Source organism: Streptomyces sp. NPDC052721, from assembly GCF_040678315.1.
Classification (GTDB): domain Bacteria; phylum Actinomycetota; class Actinomycetes; order Streptomycetales; family Streptomycetaceae; genus Streptomyces.
The window spans coordinates 21099-39347 of sequence record NZ_JBFATL010000044.1 but is presented as its reverse complement, the minus strand read 5'-3'; the positions used below and the strand labels follow the sequence as shown (position 1 = coordinate 39347).

Below are 18249 nucleotides of genomic sequence, written 5' to 3'. Positions count from 1 at the left end.
GCCGGCCGGGGCCGCTTCACGGAGGAGGGGAGCGGCCCCGGCCGGTCATGTGCCGCGCGGCCACCGCCCGCGCGACGCCGGGCAGGTGGGACGGCGCGGACGGCGGGGAAGGCGTTCAGCAGGGTTCCGCGTTGCCCCGGTGGCGGTGGGTTTCGAGCAGCCTGAGCCAGACCTCGCTGATCGTCGGGAAGGCCGGCACGGCGTGCCAGAGCCTGTCGACGGTCACCTCGGCCGTCACCGCGACGGTCGCCGAGTACAGGAGTTCTCCGACGCCGGGGCCGACGAAGGTGACTCCCAGTACGACGCCCGTCTCCTCGTCGAGCAGCATGCGGGCTCTGCCCCGGTAGCCAGCGGCGTACTGACGCGCACCCGCGACCAGTCCGATGTCGTAGTCCACGACCTCGATCCGCTGTCCGGCGCGCGCGGCCTCGCGTGTGGTGAGGCCCACGGACGCGACCTCGGGGTCCGTGAAGACGACTTGTGGAACGGCCACGAGGTCCGCGGTCGTCGTGTGGGCGCCCCACCTGGTGTCGTCGAGGGTCTCGCCCCGCGCACGTGCGCCGATGACAGTGCCCGCGATCCGGGCCTGGTATTTGCCCTGGTGAGTCATCAACGCCCGGTGGTTGACATCACCCACGGCGTAGAGCCAGCCGCCGGGGACGGCGGTCACCCGGCAGGTGTCGTCCACCCTCAGCCAGTCGCCGGGCGTCAGTCCGACGGTCTCCAGCCCCAGCTTCGCCGTCTGCGGGGTCCGGCCGATGGCGAACAGGACCTCGTCCGCGGTCATCTCGGTCCCGTCCTTGAGCTCGACCCTGACCTCGCCGGCCGCGTGCTCCTGACGCGTCACGGAGATCACCGAGGCCCCGAGACGAACGTCGACTCCTGCTTCGCGCAGCCCCTCCGCGACCAGTTCACCGGCGAACGGTTCCATCCGGGGAAGCAGTCCGGCCTCGCTGCGGACCAGCATGGTCACCTGGGAGCCGAGGGCCTGCCAGGCAGTGGCCATCTCCACGGCCACGACACCTCCGCCCACCACCACGAGCCGGCCGGGCACCTCGGAGGAACTCGTCGCCTCGCGGCTGGTCCACGGACGTACCGAGTCGAGTCCGGGCAGGTCGGGGAGGGCCGCGCCGGTGCCGGTGGCGATGACGACGGCGTGCCGGGCGGTGAGGGGGACCGTGTCGCCCTCGGGCGTCTCCACCGCCACCTGCTTCTCGCCGGTGAGCCGGCCGTGACCGCGGATCAGGTCCACGCAGACCGAGTCCAACCAGTCGACCTGGTCGTCGTCCTTCCAGTGCTCGGCCATCGTGTCACGGTGCGCGAGCGCCGCGGGAACGTCCAGGGGCCCGTCCGCCGCGTGGCGGAATCCGGGGACACGGCGGGCGTCGGCCCGGGCGATCACCGGCCGCAGCAGCGCCTTGCTGGGCTCGCAGGCCCAGAACGAGCACTCACCTCCGAGCAATTCGTGTTCGATGATGACTGTGCTGAGCCCGGCGGCCCGGGTGCGGTCGGCCGCGTTCTCACCGGCCGGGCCGGCCCCGATGACGATGACGTCGTAAGCGCGGGAGACATCGTTCATCACTGCTCCTGTGGCTTGGGTGTGTCTCTCGCCCCTTCCCGGACGCGCGATGGCCTCGACTGCCCGGCCCGCGTGGGGACCGTGCCTCGTCGGCGGGAGCAGCTCGCTCTCGCTCCGAGCGAGGTGCGCGCGTTTCGGCGCGCTCGGGCGTCAGGAGGCGGAGCGTGCGAGAGGTGAGGTGCGCCTGCGCGCGCGGAGGGAGCCATCCTGACCATGCGATGTCTCCTCGCCGGACTGTCGACCGAGACACGGGCGAACGGATGATTCACACCCTATGCCCGGGTTTGCTGGAGCGCATCGTCTCACCGGGATGACGCCGCGGCGATCGCGGAGCGGCCGGTGCGCCGTCTCCCGGCGGCCCGGCGCGAGGTTTCCCGGACGTACGACGGCGGCCCCTGGCCACACGGGACCAGGGGCCGCCGTCGTACCAGGACCCTCGGGCCCCGCCGTGCCGTCAGGGTGTGGCCGGGACGGAGGCCGGCCGGGCGTTCAGCAGCGCCTGGCAGTTGGCCCAGAGCGCGCCGAGCGGTGCGGTGGTGTTGTAGAGCTTGGCGAACAGCACCTGACCCTCCAGCTGCGCGACCACGGCCCGGGCCGATTCGCGGGTGTCGCTGACGGCGGCCTCCCCACGGCTCTGGGCCTCGGCGACAACCGCTTCGATCAAGTCGACCTGGTCCTCGAAGATCTCCTTGAGCCGGTCGCGTACGGCCTCGCTCTGGTTGCACATCTCCAGGGAGAGGTTGCCGAGCATGCAGCCCGCTATCGATCCGCGGTTCTCCCGGCCGGCCCGGTGCTCGGCCTCGGTCGCCTCGAACAGCTGCCGCAACCGCTGGAGCGGCTCCGTGTCGCTCTTCAGGATGCGGGTCCAATCGCGCCGCTCGGCGGCCCAGTGCTCGTCGATCACGGTGAGCGCGAGGGCTTCCTTGGACTCGAAGAAGTAGTAGAAACTGCCCTTGGGCACCCCGGCCGTCTTGCAGATCTCGGCCACGCCGAGCGCCGAGTAGCCGCGCAGCTCGATGAGTGACTGCGCAGCGTCGAGGATCTTCTCCCTGGCGTCACTTGTCCGTCCCATGACGCCACTATACGACCGATCGACTATCTGGGTGCGGTCTGCCGGTGCGGGCACCGGCGCCGGTCGCCGAGCGCCTCCCCGACGGCAGTGGACCGGCGGCGCGTACGGCACCTGCGCCGCCCGTAAGGTGGTCGGCCCGCAGCACACGGTGATGCCGACGGCCGGCCTGTGGCGACGACGGCGGAGCCGTGCTCGCGGTAGGCGTCGACGGTGCTCGCCCCGAGGCCCTGCGAGGCACCGGTGACGACTGCGACCTCCTGAGTGCTCATGATCAACCGGTCCACCATTGCGTTCGTAGGGTCAGCGCCGGCGCCTCAGGCTGTCCAGCGGCGTGCCGGCCGCCCAGCGGCGCAGTCGGCGGCCGTCGACGAGGTGGACGTCGGTCTGCCGGGAAGCCCAGCGCATCTCGGCGTGGCTGAAGTCGCCGCGGTGGACGATGAGCCGGCCGGGCCGCTCGGTCCCCGGCCGGACCGCCTCCCGCACGGTCTCCGGCCAGGGGGCGTCCTCGTCGGCCGTCGCGACGGGACGGAACCTGACGTCGAGCGCACGACCCTGGTCATCCCGGGCGTACAGGCGCATGCGGCCCTTGCGCAGGCTCAGATCGGCCACACGCCAGCCATCGCGCTCCAGCATGCGCGTGGTGGCCTCGACCAGCCCGCGGTCGTCCAGCCGTGCGAGCTCCTGGGCGGTGTAACGGCCGCCGCGCCGGCGGAGGAACCTCCGGCGCAGGCGCAGGCCCACCGTGGCGGCCACCACGGACAGGAGGGCGCACATCAGCGGACCGGTGGCGCCGAACGCGCGGCTGAGGCGGCCGGCCAGCAGGACGAGAGCCAGCAGCACCAGGCCGAGGCCGACGAAGGAGGGAAGCACCTCGCGCAGCTCGGGACCGTACCGGCCCTGCGCCCGCAGTTCGGCCACCCGCTGCCGCCGCAGGGACCGGGGCGACGCCGGGACGGACGAGCCCGGGCGCCGCAACCTCGTCATCCCGCCCGCCCCCGTCCTCTCGGTCTTACTCTTACGGCCTCCCGCCGCGCGGAGACACGCACTCGCCCCCCGGCTCCGCCGGTCCGACCGTACAACGGTGACCACCCGCGCGCCGCCGCTGCTCACGGCCCGGGGACGGGCAGTGTCAGGGACACCGTCTTGCCCTGTCCCTTAGGGTCCGCCGACACACGTCCACGTCACCGCCGGCGTGAGTGAGCGCATGGGTCCCGATCTCGGGGACGACCAGCTGCTCGGGGCCCGGGCGGCCCGCACGTTCGTCCAGGACCGGCTGTTTCAGGGCACCGATGCTCCGCGGCCCGGATCATCATGGCACTCTGGTGAGGCTCTCCGCGATCACTCGTCCCGGAAAGCTGCCACCGGCCAGCTCGCCGGGGAAACCGCGCCGGCCAGTGGCTGACCGGCCGTCGCCCTCACGTCAGTACGGTCGCCCGTTTCCCGCGTCCCTCCGGGGCGTTCAGCTCAGCTGCCGTACCGACATGAGCAGGTGACGATGGTCCTCGCGCGGTGTGTCGTCCGCCATGCCGCTGACCAGGACCCGCTGACCCGGGCCCAGAAGCTCCAGCCGGATCTGTGGGGAGTCGAACGAGGTGAGGGCTTCCAGCAGGGACGCGGGATGGAAGGCGACGGCAAGGTCCTGGGCGCCGGTCAACGTCGCCGCGATCTGCTGGGAAGCGACATCGTCCTCGTACCCTGCCTGCAGCAGGACGGTCCCCCGGGCGGAGAAGTCGAGCCGGATGGGGCTGTTCGGCTCCGCCACGACCGCGACCCGGCGGACCGCGTCGGCCAGCGCCTCCCGCTGGGTGACGGCGACCGCCGGATCGTCCAGGGCGAACAACTTCTCGAAGGGTGCCGCCGCGGATGCCGGGACCCAGTCCGGTGCGGACACCGCCGACGAGGGGAACCACTGATCGACGGCGGGGCCTGAGTATGCGTACTCAGGCCCGTCGACGGAATCGTCGCCCTGCTGACCGGGCTGGCGAGGACCGACTTCACCATGTACATCCCTTCCTGGGAGCGGCCTTGAATCGAACGACTGCTGATCGCGCCGTCGGGACAGGTCACCTGCCGGTTCACCCAGTCGACGGTGAAGTCGGCTTGGGAGAAGCCGCCGTCCCTGGTCTGCCAGCCGGTAGAGGCGAGGATCGGGGCGACCAGCCACACGTCCTGGGCCGTGGAGTCGGTCGTGGCGACGTGACTGATCAGGTGCCTGCTCCTCATTCCCTGCGAAACCGGGGCGAATATTCGCTGGACATCGGACAGGCCGGCGTCGAGCGTTGGCGAGATGCAGCAGGAGAACATCTGGGACGCTGATGTCGCCCAACGCTATGACACGCCTGGATCAGGCATGTTCGCGCCTGAGATCCTGGGGCCGACCGTGGACCGCCTCGCCCAACTGGCAGGCGATGGAGCCGCGCTTGAGTTCGCTGTCGGAACCGGCCGGGTGGCCATCCCCCTGGCCGGGCGAGGAGTCCCCGTTACTGGCATCGAGTGGTCGCTGCCGATGGTGGAGCAACTGCGCACCAAGGCGGACGAAGCGACGATCCCGGTGATCATCGGCGACATGGCGACCACCGTCGCCCCCGGGAAGTACACCCTGGTCTACCTCGTCTACAACACGATCTCCAATCTGCTCGGCCAGGCCGCGCAGGTCGAGTGCTTTCGCAACGCGGCCCGCCATCTCACGCCTGGAGGCCGGTTCGTGATCGAGCTCTGGGTACCCGAGCTGCGCAAGCTCCCACCGGGCCAGACGGCCACCGTCTGGCAGTCCGACCCCGGCTACATCGGTTTGGATACCTACGACGTCCTGCGTCAGCACGTCGTATCGCACCACTTCCGATTCGACGAGACTCAGAAGGCACAGCTGTTCCGCAGCCGTCACCGCTACATCTGGCCGGCCGAACTCGATCTGATGGCTCAGCTGGCCGGTTTCGAACTGGAGACCCGGCACGCGGACTGGGCCGGCGCCGAGTTCACCGCCGAGTCACGTTCTCATGTCTCCGTCTACCGCATTCCGCCGGCACGGTAACGACGCACGGATCAGGAGTGCCGTCACGGCCGGCGCAGCAACCGGGCCGCGTGCCAGGCGCTTGGACGTGCCGCCGGCAGCGATACGTCCACAAGGCGGTGGCCGACGCGGGCATGGGGGCCGGGAGGTCCTTGCTGGGATCGTGCTCCTAGTCACGTCCGGCTGCACGTGGAACCAACTGCCGCCGGGCTTTGGGCCGTCGGGCGTGACCGCCTTGCGGCGCTTCACCGAGTGGGCCGAGGCCGGGTGTGGGCAGAACTCCGTCGCCTTGTCCTTGCCGAGTCCGGCAGCGGAGGTGAGCCGGACTGGTCGAGATACGCCATCGATTCGTCAGCGTCCGTGCGGTCAAGGGGGACTGGCGGGATACCGAATCCGACGGATCGCCCACGAGGACGCTATCGCGCTCAAGGGCCTGCTCTTGGACCCGGCCTGCATCGCCGGGAAGAGCGACGCCCTGTTGCGGGCCTGGACCCACCACCACCTGAATCGACTCGATGGCCCGCCCCGCATACTGGGGCGGGCCTCGTCGAGGCAGGACACCAACCACCAGGGGGGAGCGCGGATGGATGTGAGTTCGGTGCTTGGCGGCGTAGGCCGGGTGGCGGCCGGGGTGGGCCGCTTTCTGTGGGAGGTGGTGACCGCACCGACCACGGGCACAGAGGATGATGCCCGGGACGAGATCGGCAGGCTCGCGGAGAAGATCGAAGACGAGGTACCGGAGGAGCTGCGGGACCGGGCGTGGGGTCTGGTCCTCAAGGCGCTGTACGAGGTCCCGCGGGAGATCGAGCGGTTGGTGGAGGAACACCGGGGGCCGGACGGCGAGGAGGCCGAGGAGCCGCCGGCCACGCACTGATGCCGGAATTCAAAGAGCCCGTCACCCCCGCAACGAGCGGCTGGCCCTTCGGCCTACCGGGGAACGGCACCCACCGACGACTGAAGTCATTCTGTGGGCCGTTGCCGGGCGCGTGACACCGGAGGCTTCGCACCGGCTGCTGAACCGGCAGCATCCGGCGGCCGGGCTGCGGAGCCGCTACGCCGCCTCCGGTCGCTGGGGCCTGGCACGGCGGTAGCTTCCTCTGCTACCGGATTTCGGGCAGAGCGCCAGCCAAGGATCAGATGCCGGGCGGAACGGGCCTGGTCGCATCGGCATGATGATCGCCATGGTGCCCCACGCCCGCGAAGAGGGCTTGCCGTAGCATCCGCCGCGGAATCATCGGCCGCCCCTGCGCCCGCTGTGCGATCTGATGCGCCGGAGTCGGACGAGGACGACGAGGCGGTCTGAGCACAGTCCCCGGTGGTCAGATTCTCAGGCTCTCAGCGCGGGTCCCTGCGCATGCACCATGTGCGGGGCCGTTGTGGGGGAGCTGGACATCGGCCGTGACCTTGAAGCCGAGGCGCTCGTAGAACCGCGCGTTCGCCTCGCCGGAGGTCTCCAGGAACACCGGATACTCAGTGCGCTCGGCCTCCTGGACGCCAGGAATCAGTACTGCAGGTGCCGGGCGACGAGGCCGCTGTGATGGCGTGGTGGTTGGCCGCCCTGGGCTCTCCTTCGCACCAACAGTGCCGACGACGCGGGCCGGGGGGTTATCCCTACGTGCCAGGGACCGCTGCCCGGCCTGCGCTTCGGCCTGCTGACCCGATGGCCCGGTAGATCTTGAACGAACAGGCTGGACACCTCCGCATTTCCGAGCGAAGGAGCCCTCTATGTTCAGCGTGAAGTCGGTACGTGGCCGCGTGGCGCGTGTCACTGCCGTCGGAGCTCTCGCGGCCGCGGTGTGCGGCACCGTGATGACGGGCAGCGCCGGGGCGATCGTCAACGGGGACGATGCCACCGAGCGTTACCCGTTCATGGCGACGATCCCGGAGTCGGCCCCGACGGAGGGGGTGCTCGACGGGTCCTGTGGGGCCTCGCTGATTGATCCGCAGTGGGTCCTGACTGCAGCCCACTGCGTGCAGGGTGAGTACCTGGTGCTTGACGGCATCGTCCGTGTCGGCAGCGACCACCGGAAGTCCGGGGGCACCGTCCGGGCCATCGACCGGATCGTCGTCCACCCCGGCTACGTGAACAGCTACAAGGGGGGCGCCAACAAGGACGACATCGCGCTGGTCCACCTCGACCGCCCCGTAGCCGAGATGCCCGTCCCTCTCGCGAAGCGGGCAGGCCTGCCGGGTACTCCGACCAGGATCCTGGGCTTCGGCACCACCTCGGATACAGAGCTGACGTTCGCGGACCGGCTGCAGGAGCTGGAAACCCGCAGGGGCGCCACAGCCGAGTGTGCCCCGGGTTACGCCGACCGCACCCGGCTGTGCACCATCAGCCGCGTACCCCAGGCCATGGCGTGCTTCGGTGACTCCGGTGGGCCGCAGCTGCAGAAGGGCAGGCACGGGCGGTGGGAACTGGTCGGAGTCACCTCAGGACCCGGCGCCCCGGGCGTCGCGTGCTCGGACGGGCCGGGGCTCTACAGCAACGTTCCCGCCTACGCTGACTGGATTCAGAAGACCATCAAGCGCGACGCCTGATCGCTGCCGGAGCCGCCGCACAGGCATCACGCCTCATGCGGCGGCTCCCGCGAGGCCTCGCAGGTGACAACAAGCCCGCGTAGGGTGACGACTGTCGTGCGTCGGCTCACTGACCGCCCGCCGCCACTCGGCAGTGCAGATGATCTTTCACTGAGTAGTGTGATGGATCGGATAGTGGTCAGCCGTTCGCACGCTGCCCTCGCGACCTCATTCGCACCACTGCAGGCCGAACTCGGCCTCCTCGGACACCGCTCCGTCGCCGTCGATCTTCCGGGGCACGGGTTCGCCGCGACGTACCCGCGGGCCTATCAGGCGCCGCAGGACCTCGAAGGGCTCGCCACCACGCCCGGGGCCATCAAGGGCGTCACGCTCGCCGACAACGCCGCGCACCTCATCGGAATACTGGAGAGAGCCAAGCGGAACGGGCCCGTCATCCTCGTCTCCCACAGCCGAGGCGGCATGACAGCCACCGTCGCAGCCAACCTGCGGCCCGACCTGATCGACCGCATCGTCTATGTCTCCGCCCGGTGCCCCGTCGACCTCGACGTCAGCGCCCGTCTTCGCCCGCCGTCGGCCTCCTGGACGTGGTCGTCGTGGGCCGGGGGGCCGGACGCCCTGATGTCCAGCGTCGTGCACGGCGTGCTCTACCGTTCTCGCTGCATCGGCGTCCGCGTACGGCTGTGCGAGTCATCTCAGGGGGCCGAACGGGTCTTGGACGAGAATGCTGTGCGTCCCAGGCACCTGCGTTGCCAGCCCGGGGGGAATGATCTGGACGACGTTGCCTTGGCACCCCGGGACGTTGTGGACGCGGACGGGAACGTCCGTGAAGTTGAGTACGGTGGACAGCTGGGCAACCTCGTAGCAGCCGAGCGGGTGGTTGTGAACGACTCCGTCGATGCGGAGGAATCCGTTCGTGGCGAACGCCGATCCGGGAACGGTGAGTGCAAGCATTCCGGCGGCCGCGAATATGGTGAGTGTCGAGCTGATGCGACGCATGGCGCGCCTCCTCTCGGGCAGGTCGGAGGGTGTTCCAGCCCTGCAAACGACCGTACGGAAGTGTGCGGGTACTGCACCCCGGTGTCGTCCGGACGGGCGACACCGGCCCGTGAACCACCGGGGCGGGGCATGCGTCAGCGTCCGGTCCGCTCACCGAGGACGACGGTTGTACCGCCGGACCGCCGGCCACCGCCGGTCCGGCGGTGCGGAAGTGTCAGGCACCGTCCAGCGCGGCCGCCTCATACAGCTCCCCGGCTGGTGAGGCAGCCGGACTGGCCGACTGGTGCGCTGTCGACTGGTCGGCGGCCCGCTGGACGGACTGCTCCTGGACATCACCGGCTGGACGTCTGGTGACGTAGGCACCGGTCTCTGCCTGCTGCCGGATGCAGCTGGGCTGCGGTCTCGATGCCGCAGGCTGACGACCTCGACGTCGCGCCTGCCGCGTGAGCCTTCCCGACGCTGTGCAACTGTCTGGGGGGTGCTCTGGCGACCTTCCGGCTCCCGAGTGGCGATCAAGGGCCTCTCAGGCGCTCACAGCGGCAACAGCGCCTCGGCCGCTCGTACGACGCCGCCGACCTGGTCGCGACGGCCTGCGTCCCTATGGGCGACTGCTGCTCCTGGAGCTTGTGCGTGGTCCCGTCCGGCAGCCGTACGACGACCTCGGAAATGGCGCCCGCGCTGGTGTCGCCGTGGGGGTGCAAGCCGCAGCCGGATGCATACCCGTGTGTCACACTTTTTGGATACTCGGTGCAAAGGGCGCTGATGCGGGTGCAGTCGTAGGTGTGCCTGGATTCCTTGAGGGGCGGGCATATTCCAGCCATTAGTGCAATGCAATGTTGATGGCATGTGTGCGGTCGTGTTGGGATCACAGCATGGCGTGTGCCGCCGGAAAGGGTGATTGTGACTGTAGAGATCTACCTCACCGACACCGACTCGGACCAGATCAGCGTGATCCGCAAGGAATGCTTGACCTACCGCACCGTTAATCGGCGGAGTGGAGTTCACCAAGGACGGTCGGGGCTTCATCTTTAACACGAGCGCCAACACTGAGCGTTTTCCAACCTCCGGCTGACGGGGTCAGGGGTCAAAGGCGGGGTCTGGAGGAGCGCGAGCAGTCGTGAGGTAGTGCCGGTTGCGCCCCAAGCTCACCGCTGTTTAGGACAGAAGCTGACCTAGCTCACGCCTATCGTCGCTGCTGGCAACCAACATCAGCGAAAGGACGGCGATGCCCGAGCAGACCAGCCCCGTGCCGGAGGGCTACACCACCGTTGCGCCCTGGGTCGTCACCGACGACACGGGGGCCTTCCTCGACTTCGTCACCCAGGCATTCGGGGGCGAGGAACTCGGGCGGGTGTCGACCGAGGATGGCTTGATCGGTCACGCTGAGATCCGAGTCGGCGACACCGCCGTGTTGGCCTTCGACCGACACACGGACTGGCCCGCCATGCCGAGCCTGCTGCGCGTGTTTGTCGCCGATGCGGACGAGGCGTTCTCACAGGCCGTCGCAGCCGGCGGCCATGTCGTCACTTCCCTGGCCGCCGACGCCTTCGGACAGCGCGGAGGGCGTATCAAGGACCCCTTCGGCAACATCTGGTGGGTGGTCAGCTGCGTTGAGGACGTCTCTGAGGGCGAGATGTGGAAGCGGCTGCAGGACCCCGTATACGCCGAGGCCATGCGCGTGGCTCAGGAGACACTCGACGCCGAGCTCAGCGGTCGACGCCACGGGCGCAGCAGTGCACCCGTCACGACAACCAGCTAGATCCACGATGTCGGGGTTCGCATGCGCCAGACCGGTAGCCAAGCAGCGTTTTCATTCTGCTTCGGCAGCTTGCCGGTTGACCTGACACAGGGGGTGAAGCCCCTGGTAGATGGGTTTTCGATCAAGAATTCCGTCTCTACTAGAGGCTTCACGTGCTTGTTTACCCCTCCGGGCTGGACGTGTCCAGTTCTGCCCTCCGCTTCCTCTCAGCCCGTCTGCGGGAACACCGCCGTGGTCTCGGCACCCGGTGGCGGCGCCTGAGTGCAGGTCGGCAGGCTCTGCTCGCCCTCGCCCATCTCCGCAAGGTCATCCGTATGTGCAGCTCGCGGCCGGGTTCGGCGTGGGCACCACCACTGCGTACCGCTACGTCACCGAGGCAGTTGAGGTTCTGGCCGCCCTTGCTCCGACGCTCGCCGAGGCGGTCCGGGCGGCGTCGATGAAGGCGTTCGTCCTGCTGGACGGGACGCTGCTGCCGATCGACCGAATCGCCGCCGACCGGCTTTTCTACTCGGGCAAGCACAAGAAACACGGGATGAACGTGCAGGTGATCGCAGATCCTTCCGGCCGCCTGCTGTGGGCCTCGCCGGCCCTGCCCGGGGCCGTCCACGACGTCCGTGCGGCCCGCGAGCACGGCATCATCGACACGCTTGCCGAGGCCGACGTCAACTGCTGGGCCGACAAGGGCTACCAGGGCGCCGGAGGTGCGGTCCGTGTTCCCTACCGCGGCCGGTGGGAGACGCTCTCTGCAGGGCAGCAGGCCGTCAATCGATCCCACGCCAAGATCCGGGCGCTCGTCGAGCAAGCCGTCGCCACCCTCAAGTCCTGGCGACTCCTTCGCAAGCTCCGTTGTTCGACCACCCGCATCACGGTCCTCGTCCGTGGCCTGGGGATCGTGCCCGGCGAGCACTATCTCCTGGCCTCCAACTCGGGATCGAACACGGTCTCTGCAGTGGACCTGGAGAGCCGGCAGGAACTGCGTCAGGCTGCGGTCGGCCGCGACCCGCGGCACATGATGATCACCGCCGACGGAACCGCGGCGTACATCTGCATATGGGGCTCCAGCTACATCGCCAAGCTCGACCTCACGGGTCTCGCCGAGGGCAACCCGGAGCTGGTCCGCGAGGTCGCTCGTATCCAGATCGGTGAGAATCTGCACCCCTACAGCCTGAACTTCGACCGCACCGGGACCCGCGCCCTGGTGGCCTGCAACACCGGCGCCGTCGTCCCGGTCATCGACCTGGCCACCGACACCGTGATCGCCAGGGCCGAGACGGAGATCGACGGCTGCCGCGCGATCGCGTTCACGCCGGACAACAAGTAAGCCCTGGCCACCCTGGAACGCAACAACACCATCGCGGTCATCGACCTGGGCACCTACAAGGTCACCCGTTCGATCCCGACCGGTCCCGGCCCGCGCGGCATCGCCATCGGCGACGCGGACGAGTACGTCTCGGCGTTCGCGCGGAGCACCCTGTTCGCCCCCCCCAGTGACGACCACCCGCAGATGGCCCATTCGGTGACGGTGCTGAACATCAAGGACGTCGATCTGGCCGACGCCGGCGCCACGGTGCCGTTCGAGGAACTCCCGGTCGGATTCGGCCCGAGCATGGCGGTGTTCAACACCGAGAAGGCCGGCTTCACGACCGACAAGGTCGACACCGCGATCGCCAACCTCGGTACACCCGTGGCGAGCTGACCCGTAAGCCTCTAGCTGTATTGACCCGCAGCGTTGTTCACACGGCTGATGGGTGGCTGGCCTGCGAGTGCGGTGTGGCAGCGATGGCGGTTGTAGGTGTGCAGGAAGTGTGCCAGGGCCTCGGTGCGTTCGGTGTTGCTGGTGTAGGGGCGTAGGTAGGCCCACTCGTCGAGCAGTGTGCGGTTGAAGCGTTCGACCTTGCCGTTGGTCTGCGGCCGGTAGGCCCGGGTCAATTTGCCGGTCGCGCCGAGGTCGGCCAGAGCCTGCTGCCAGGCGAAGCTCTTGCGGTAGGGCCAGGCGTTGTCGGTCATGACCCGCTCGATGCGGTCGATCTCCGATGCGGCGAAGAAGGCCGCGGCCCGTCGCAGGAAGCCGGCGCACGTGGCAGCCTTCTCGTCCGGGTGGATCTCGCTGTAGGCCCGGCGGCTGTGGTCGTCGACGGCAGAGTGGACGTAGTCGAAGCCCACGCTGCTGCGTCGCGTCGGGTACGGCCGGCCTGGCGGCCCAGGACCTTGTGGCCGCCGCCGTCAGGGATCCGGCCGAGCTTTTTGACGTCCACGTGGACCAGTTCGCCGGGCCGGTCACGCTCGTAGCGGCGGATCACCTGACCGGTGGGCCGGTCCAGGAAGGCCAGCCGGTTCAGGCCGTATCGGACCAGGATGCGATGCACGGTGGAGGCAGGCAGGCCCAGAACGGGGCCGATGCGGGCCGGGCCGAGTTTGCGGGCCTGCCGCAGTTGGCAGACGCGGGCCTCCACGGTGGCCGCGGTGAGGTGTGGCGTCGTGCGCGGCCTGCTGGAGCGGTCGGCGAGGCCCCGCTCGCCCTCGGATCGCCAGCGGCGGATCCACTTGTGGGCGGTAGCGCGGGAGATGCCCATCTCGGCGGCGACATGAGCAACCGGGCGACCCGAGCGGACACGCTCGACCAGCAGCCGCCTGCCGTGAACGGTCAGCCGGGCATTACGGTGGGACACGAAGACCTCCGTGCTGTGCAGTCCTAGACAGCTCCACCACACCGGAGGTCTTCGCCATATCAAGCCTGGCGGCTGTCAACAACGCTCGTGATCAATACACCTAGTCCCAAGGCCGTGAAGTGAGAGGGCCTGCCGGGAAACAAGCCGTCGCTTCCGGCTCTGTGGATCGTTGTTGCGGTATGGGGAGACCGAGGGCATCGAGGCTGCCTTGGCCGCGAAGTTAGCGACGCTGTTCCCGCATCCGGTACGCCCCTGGTGACCACACACGGTCACCAGCGGGCTGGGTTCCTCGGGAACCGGCGACAGCTGAGGACGAGAGCCCACCTGTATCGCCCCCGGCGCCACGCCGGTATGTCCGATACACGAACACTCCTCTCCGATAATGAGGCGTACCTCATGCTCCGCACCCCGTTGACACGGCAGGTCGCCTTCTCCAGACTTGGGCCCCGCAGGTCATGATCAACATGGCCTGACGGCAGCGGATCAGGTTGATCTTTGGGGGATTTCACAGCATGCATGGTCGACTCGCACCGGTTGACGCGCATTCAGTGGACTCTCCTCCAGGTACCGTCGACGACGTACGTCCGACCGTCCTCCTGGTCGGCTGCGGAATGAGTGCGGATTTCCGCGAATGGATCGTCGAATCCATCAGTCGGCACTACCGGATCTGGCTGATGGACCACCGCCCCCTCACCTGGGCGCGGCCGTACGTGATCGGCCACACCGAGATCGACGCCCTGGACCTCGACAAGGCACTGACCGCCGCCGCGGCGCTGCAACGGTCCGTCTCCCTGGCGGGTGTCGTGTGCTATGACGAGATGCGCATCTGGCCGGCCGCTCGGATCGCGGAGGAACTGGGGCTGCCAACGAGCCCCGCCGACGCCGTCCTGGCCTGTCGCGACAAGAAGACGTCGCGGGAGCGCATGGCGGCCGCCGGCACGCCGCAGGCCCGTTCCCTCTTCGTGCGCAGCCTCGACGAGGCTCGCTCGGCGGTAGAGGAGGTCGGCTATCCGGCGATCCTCAAGCCGCGGGACCTCGCCGCCAGCGAGGGCGTCGCCCGGGTGGACGGCCCCGACGAGCTCGCACGGTGGTTCTCCTTCACGGCCGAAGCCGCTGGGATCCCGGGAGACGGCTCGACGGAGTCCGGGATTCTGGTCGAGGAGTATCTCGACGGGCCCGAAATCGCTGTCGATGTCGTGGTGTACGACGGGCAGGTGACGCCCGTCGTCGTCTCGCACAAGCAGCTGGGCTATCCGCCCTCCTTCGAAGAGGTCGGCCATTTCGTCGCGGCGGACGATCCGCTGCTGCACGACGCCGAACTCCTGACGGTTCTGGAATCGGCGCATTCCGCTCTCGGATTCACGCACGGAGTCAGCCATGTCGAACTCCGGCTGACGAAGACAGGCCCTCGCGTCATCGAGGTGAACGCGCGGCTCGGCGGCGACCTCATCCCGTACTTGGGCCTTCTGGCCACGGGTGTGGACCTGGCCCGTGCGGCAGCCGATCTCGCCGTGGGGCGGCGGCCCGATCTCACTCCCCGGCGCAGTCTCGCGGCGGCGATCCGGTTCCTCTACCCGGACAGCGATCTCGTGGTCGAGTCGATCGAGATCGCTCCCCATCGCCTGCCCCGCGGCATCTGGCGGGCGGTGCCCGTCGCGGAGCCCGGCGAGAAACTTCTGCTGCCCCCGAGGGCGTTCGTCATCGGCCGGGCCGCGCTGGGGATCGCGTTCGGGACGGACGCCGAGGACTGCGCCCGAGTCCTGGACGACCTGCCCCAGGCAGTCACCGTTCGCGGCCAGGCGATCCCCTCCACGCCGTGAACCCCGCGCTTCGGATCTGAGCGACCCCCGCACGTCCCCGTGCGGACCGGGCGGCCCTGACAAGGGCGGGCCCGGCGATCTGCGCTGCCTGCTGCCCGTGGGACGTGGCAGCCCATTGGCGTCACGACCATGCCGTGACGCCGTTCGACCACCCTTCCAACCTTCGCTTCGCGTTAGGCATCATCATGACGATCACGCTGAACGGCCACGACCTGACCATCACCGATGTGTACGACATCGCACGCAGGAACGTGCCGTGCACGATCTCGGAAGACGCGCGGAGAAACATCACCCGCTCCCGCGAGCAGTTCGAGGAGATCGCGGCGTCCAACATCCCGATCTACGGCGTCACCACCGGGTACGGCGAGATGGTCTACGCCCTGGTCGACAAGTCCCAGGAGACGCAGCTTCAGACCAACCTGGTGCGCAGTCACTCCGCCGGCGCAGGACGGTACTTCCCGGAGCAGGAGGCCCGCGCGATTCTCGTCGCCCGTCTCAACGCGCTCGTCCGCGGCTACTCGGCCGTCCGCCCGGAACTGGCCGACCAGCTCCTCGCCTACCTCAACTCCGGGGTGACGCCGTGCATCCCCGAGATCGGGTCGCTGGGAGCCAGCGGCGACCTGGGTCCGCTGTCGCACATCGCCAGCGCGGTGATCGGCGAGGGCTACGTCTGGAAGGACGGCACCCCGACCCCGACCGCGCAGGTCCTGGCCGAGGCCGGGCTTGCGCCGCTGGAGCTGAAGTTCAAGGAGGGTCTGGCGCTGATCAACGGCACATCGGCGATGACCGGCCTCGGCTCGCTGGTCGCGTATGACGCCCATCAGCAGATTCGGACAGCCGAGATCATCACCGCGCTCGTGCTGGAGGTCCTCCAGGCGTCGAGCAGTGCCTTCCAGCCGGAGGGGCACGACATCGCCCGGCCACACCGCGGCCAGATCGACTCCGCCGGCAATCTGCGCGCCCTGCTCGAGGGAAGCGCGCTGGTGCAGACCCACCGTTCCCTGCGAGAGGAGATGGACGCGCAGCGCCAGGGCGCCGAGCAGGACGAGGTGGTGGTCACCGACGTCTACCTGCAGAAGGCGTACACGCTGCGGTGCATCCCGCAGATCGTCGGTGCCGTCCGCGACACCCTGTACAACACCCAGCGGACGCTCGGCACCGAGCTGAACTCGTCCAACGACAATCCCCTCTTCTTCGAGGGCCGCGAAATCTTCCACGGTGGCAACTTCCACGGACAGCCGGTGGCCTTCGCCATGGACTACCTGGCGATCGCGCTGGTCCAGCTCGGCGTGGTCTCCGAGCGCCGGACGAACCGCCTGCTGAACCGCTACCTCAACAACGGCATGCCGGAGTTCCTCATCCACGGCGACCCGGGCCTCAAGTGCGGCATGGCAGGCCTGCAGTACCCGGCCACCGCCACCGTCGCGGAGAACCGCAGCCTGTGCACCCCCGCGAGCATCCAGAGCATCCCGTCCAACGGCGACAACCAGGACGTCGTGAGCATGGGCCTCATCGGGACCCGCAAGGCCCGCCAGATCCTCGACAACAACTGGATCGTCCTCGCGGTCGAGGCCATGGCCGCGGTGCAGGCCGCCCGCCTGGCGGACGCGGCCGGCAAGCTGGGAGTCGCCGGCAGCGCGACGCTCAAGGCACTGGGCGAGCAGTTCGCGTTCCTGGACGAGGACCGCTACCTCAGCGACGACCTCTACCGGATGATCGACCACCTCAAGTCCGGGGCGCTGGTGGACGCGATCGAGCGCGCCGGGGTCGAGCTGCGATGACGGACCAGCTGATCGCCGGCATGGACCGGCACATAGTCGAGGAGATGAACCTCGCGGACGAGCCACTGGTACGCAGCGAGCTCGACCGTTACCTGGAGGTGCGCATTCCGGAGGGGACGCGGCCGGAGGCCGTCGGCGCGGACGACCTGACCGGCCGGACGCCGCGCGTGTGGACGGAGCCGTTCGACCGGCTGCCGCAGAACCTCTACCTGGCCCGGCTCGGCGACCTCACGGTGTTCGGACGGAAGCTCATCAGTCCGCTCAAGCGGGACGGTGCGCTGGCCGAGCTCAACTGCTCGCGGATCTGCGCCTCGTCGATTCTCGGCGTGCATGTCTCCCACCAGGTGCACGAATCGGGTTACAGCGTCTTCTACACACCGCTCGGCGCCGGGGAGAAGCTGTTCCTCTTCGAGCGGATCGCGGCGGACCCGAGCACCGAGATCGTCCACCCGTTCGCCTATCTTGCCGGCGGCAAGGAGCGGTCCTCGCCGCCCACCGGGTGGAGCGTCGCGCCCGAGCGCTCCGAGAACCTGGGAGTGGGCGAGGAGGTTCTGCGCCGGTACACCCTCGGTCTGCTGCGTCGGCACGCTCCCGAGGGCGCGGTCTTCTACGACCCGGCCTGTTCGACCGGGCAGTTCCTCGCGGAGCTGAAGCAGGAGTTCCCCAGCTGCACCACGGTGGGCCAGGATCTGAGCGCCGACATGGTGCGACTCGCGGCCACGCGCGTGGACCGGGTCGTCTGCGACGACGCGATACGCCCGGGGGTGGCCGACCGCTCCGTCGACTGGATGTTCCTCCGCTTCCTCAACTCGGAAGTGGTGACGACCGGGTATGCGTTCGAGCTTTTCCGCGCCTTGGCCGGAAAGGTGAAGGACGACGGCAGGATCGTCGTTCTGGGTCACACTCCTGTACTGCTGCAGTCGAGCTTCTTCCAGGAACAGGGCTTCGTGGTCGAACAGGCCAGTGGCGCCACGGAAGACGGCTCGTACGTGTTCCAGTACTACGTTCTCCGAAGGGGCTGA

The 18249-nt window shown here is 68.9% G+C and carries 13 protein-coding genes and 5 pseudogenes; 12 read left to right on the top strand and 6 right to left on the bottom strand.

The window, feature by feature from the left end:
* Positions 1 to 115 precede the first annotated feature (115 nt).
* The 5 genes and pseudogenes from AB0L21_RS32110 to AB0L21_RS32090 form a co-directional block, all read right to left on the bottom strand.
* Positions 116 to 1579: an NAD(P)/FAD-dependent oxidoreductase gene (locus AB0L21_RS32110; protein WP_365705530.1), complete on the bottom strand. Its 1464-nt coding sequence runs from the start codon at positions 1577 to 1579 to the stop codon at positions 116 to 118.
* A 454-nt stretch (positions 1580 to 2033) separates the two neighbouring features.
* Positions 2034 to 2651 carry a TetR family transcriptional regulator C-terminal domain-containing protein gene (locus AB0L21_RS32105; protein WP_365787968.1) on the bottom strand — a complete coding sequence of 206 codons (618 nt, stop codon included), beginning with the start codon at positions 2649 to 2651 and terminating at the stop codon, positions 2034 to 2036.
* A gap of 161 nt (positions 2652 to 2812) precedes the next feature.
* Positions 2813 to 2920, bottom strand: a pseudogene (locus AB0L21_RS32100) (3-oxoacyl-ACP reductase); the annotation flags it as partial.
* Between the two features lie 31 nt (positions 2921 to 2951).
* Positions 2952 to 3635 carry a hypothetical protein gene (locus AB0L21_RS32095; RefSeq protein WP_365705534.1) on the bottom strand — a complete coding sequence of 228 codons (684 nt, stop codon included), beginning with the start codon at positions 3633 to 3635 and terminating at the stop codon, positions 2952 to 2954.
* Between the two features lie 475 nt (positions 3636 to 4110).
* Positions 4111 to 4542, bottom strand: coding sequence for a hypothetical protein (locus tag AB0L21_RS32090; protein WP_365787967.1), 432 nt, complete (start codon positions 4540 to 4542; stop codon positions 4111 to 4113).
* A gap of 396 nt (positions 4543 to 4938) precedes the next feature.
* Here AB0L21_RS32090 and AB0L21_RS32085 point away from each other — a divergent pair, with 396 nt between their 5' ends.
* From AB0L21_RS32085 to AB0L21_RS32045, 9 genes and pseudogenes are all read left to right on the top strand, one after another.
* A complete protein-coding gene (locus AB0L21_RS32085) occupies positions 4939 to 5682 on the top strand; it encodes a class I SAM-dependent methyltransferase (protein ID WP_365787966.1) in 744 nt (247 codons plus the stop codon).
* Positions 5683 to 5749: 67 nt separating this feature from the next.
* Positions 5750 to 6072, top strand: a pseudogene (locus tag AB0L21_RS32080) (transposase); the annotation flags it as partial.
* 178 nt (positions 6073 to 6250) lie between these two features.
* The gene (locus AB0L21_RS32075; RefSeq protein WP_365787965.1) at positions 6251 to 6535 is read left to right on the top strand and encodes a hypothetical protein; all 285 of its coding nucleotides are present in this window, start codon (positions 6251 to 6253) and stop codon (positions 6533 to 6535) included.
* An 851-nt stretch (positions 6536 to 7386) separates the two neighbouring features.
* Positions 7387 to 8202: a serine protease gene (locus tag AB0L21_RS32070; RefSeq protein ID WP_365705542.1), complete on the top strand. Its 816-nt coding sequence runs from the start codon at positions 7387 to 7389 to the stop codon at positions 8200 to 8202.
* Positions 8203 to 8364: 162 nt separating this feature from the next.
* Complete coding sequence (locus AB0L21_RS32065; RefSeq protein WP_365787964.1) at positions 8365 to 9552, top strand: alpha/beta fold hydrolase; 1188 nt, start codon at positions 8365 to 8367, stop codon at positions 9550 to 9552.
* 871 nt (positions 9553 to 10423) lie between these two features.
* Positions 10424 to 10957, top strand: a complete 534-nt coding sequence (locus AB0L21_RS32060; protein ID WP_365787963.1) for a VOC family protein — start codon at positions 10424 to 10426, stop codon at positions 10955 to 10957.
* Positions 10958 to 11109: 152 nt separating this feature from the next.
* Positions 11110 to 11837, top strand: a pseudogene (locus AB0L21_RS32055) (IS5 family transposase); the annotation flags it as partial.
* A gap of 444 nt (positions 11838 to 12281) precedes the next feature.
* Positions 12282 to 12374: pseudogene (locus AB0L21_RS32050) on the top strand (hypothetical protein); the annotation flags it as partial.
* Positions 12375 to 12461: 87 nt separating this feature from the next.
* Complete coding sequence (locus AB0L21_RS32045; protein ID WP_365705550.1) at positions 12462 to 12653, top strand: hypothetical protein; 192 nt, start codon at positions 12462 to 12464, stop codon at positions 12651 to 12653.
* 11 nt (positions 12654 to 12664) lie between these two features.
* Here the strand turns inward: AB0L21_RS32045 and AB0L21_RS32040 are convergent.
* Positions 12665 to 13626, bottom strand: a pseudogene (locus tag AB0L21_RS32040) (IS481 family transposase).
* A 488-nt stretch (positions 13627 to 14114) separates the two neighbouring features.
* Here AB0L21_RS32040 and AB0L21_RS32035 point away from each other — a divergent pair.
* The 3 genes from AB0L21_RS32035 to AB0L21_RS32025 all read left to right on the top strand — a co-directional run bounded on the left by AB0L21_RS32035 (position 14115) and on the right by AB0L21_RS32025 (position 18249).
* A complete protein-coding gene (locus tag AB0L21_RS32035) occupies positions 14115 to 15446 on the top strand; it encodes an ATP-grasp domain-containing protein (protein ID WP_365787962.1) in 1332 nt (443 codons plus the stop codon).
* Between the two features lie 185 nt (positions 15447 to 15631).
* Positions 15632 to 17227 carry a tyrosine 2,3-aminomutase gene (gene cmdF / locus AB0L21_RS32030; protein ID WP_365705554.1) on the top strand — a complete coding sequence of 532 codons (1596 nt, stop codon included), beginning with the start codon at positions 15632 to 15634 and terminating at the stop codon, positions 17225 to 17227.
* A complete protein-coding gene (locus tag AB0L21_RS32025) occupies positions 17224 to 18249 on the top strand; it encodes a class I SAM-dependent methyltransferase (RefSeq protein ID WP_365705556.1) in 1026 nt (341 codons plus the stop codon). Before cmdF ends, AB0L21_RS32025 begins: the two co-directional genes overlap by 4 nt.

Excerpts from the sequence above, each read along its gene's own strand:
- AB0L21_RS32060 (WP_365787963.1), top strand. The coding sequence starts at position 10,424 with ATGCCCGAGCAGACCAGCCCCGTGCCGGAGGGCTACACCACCGTTGCG.
- AB0L21_RS32045 (WP_365705550.1), top strand. The coding sequence starts at position 12,462 with ATGGCCCATTCGGTGACGGTGCTGAACATCAAGGACGTCGATCTGGCC.
- AB0L21_RS32070 (WP_365705542.1), top strand. The coding sequence starts at position 7,387 with ATGTTCAGCGTGAAGTCGGTACGTGGCCGCGTGGCGCGTGTCACTGCC.
- AB0L21_RS32095 (WP_365705534.1), bottom strand. The coding sequence starts at position 3,635 with ATGACGAGGTTGCGGCGCCCGGGCTCGTCCGTCCCGGCGTCGCCCCGG.
- AB0L21_RS32105 (WP_365787968.1), bottom strand. The coding sequence starts at position 2,651 with ATGGGACGGACAAGTGACGCCAGGGAGAAGATCCTCGACGCTGCGCAG.
- AB0L21_RS32110 (WP_365705530.1), bottom strand. The coding sequence starts at position 1,579 with ATGAACGATGTCTCCCGCGCTTACGACGTCATCGTCATCGGGGCCGGC.
- cmdF (WP_365705554.1), top strand. The coding sequence starts at position 15,632 with ATGACGATCACGCTGAACGGCCACGACCTGACCATCACCGATGTGTAC.
- AB0L21_RS32065 (WP_365787964.1), top strand. The coding sequence starts at position 8,365 with ATGGATCGGATAGTGGTCAGCCGTTCGCACGCTGCCCTCGCGACCTCA.
- AB0L21_RS32025 (WP_365705556.1), top strand. The coding sequence starts at position 17,224 with ATGACGGACCAGCTGATCGCCGGCATGGACCGGCACATAGTCGAGGAG.
- AB0L21_RS32085 (WP_365787966.1), top strand. The coding sequence starts at position 4,939 with ATGCAGCAGGAGAACATCTGGGACGCTGATGTCGCCCAACGCTATGAC.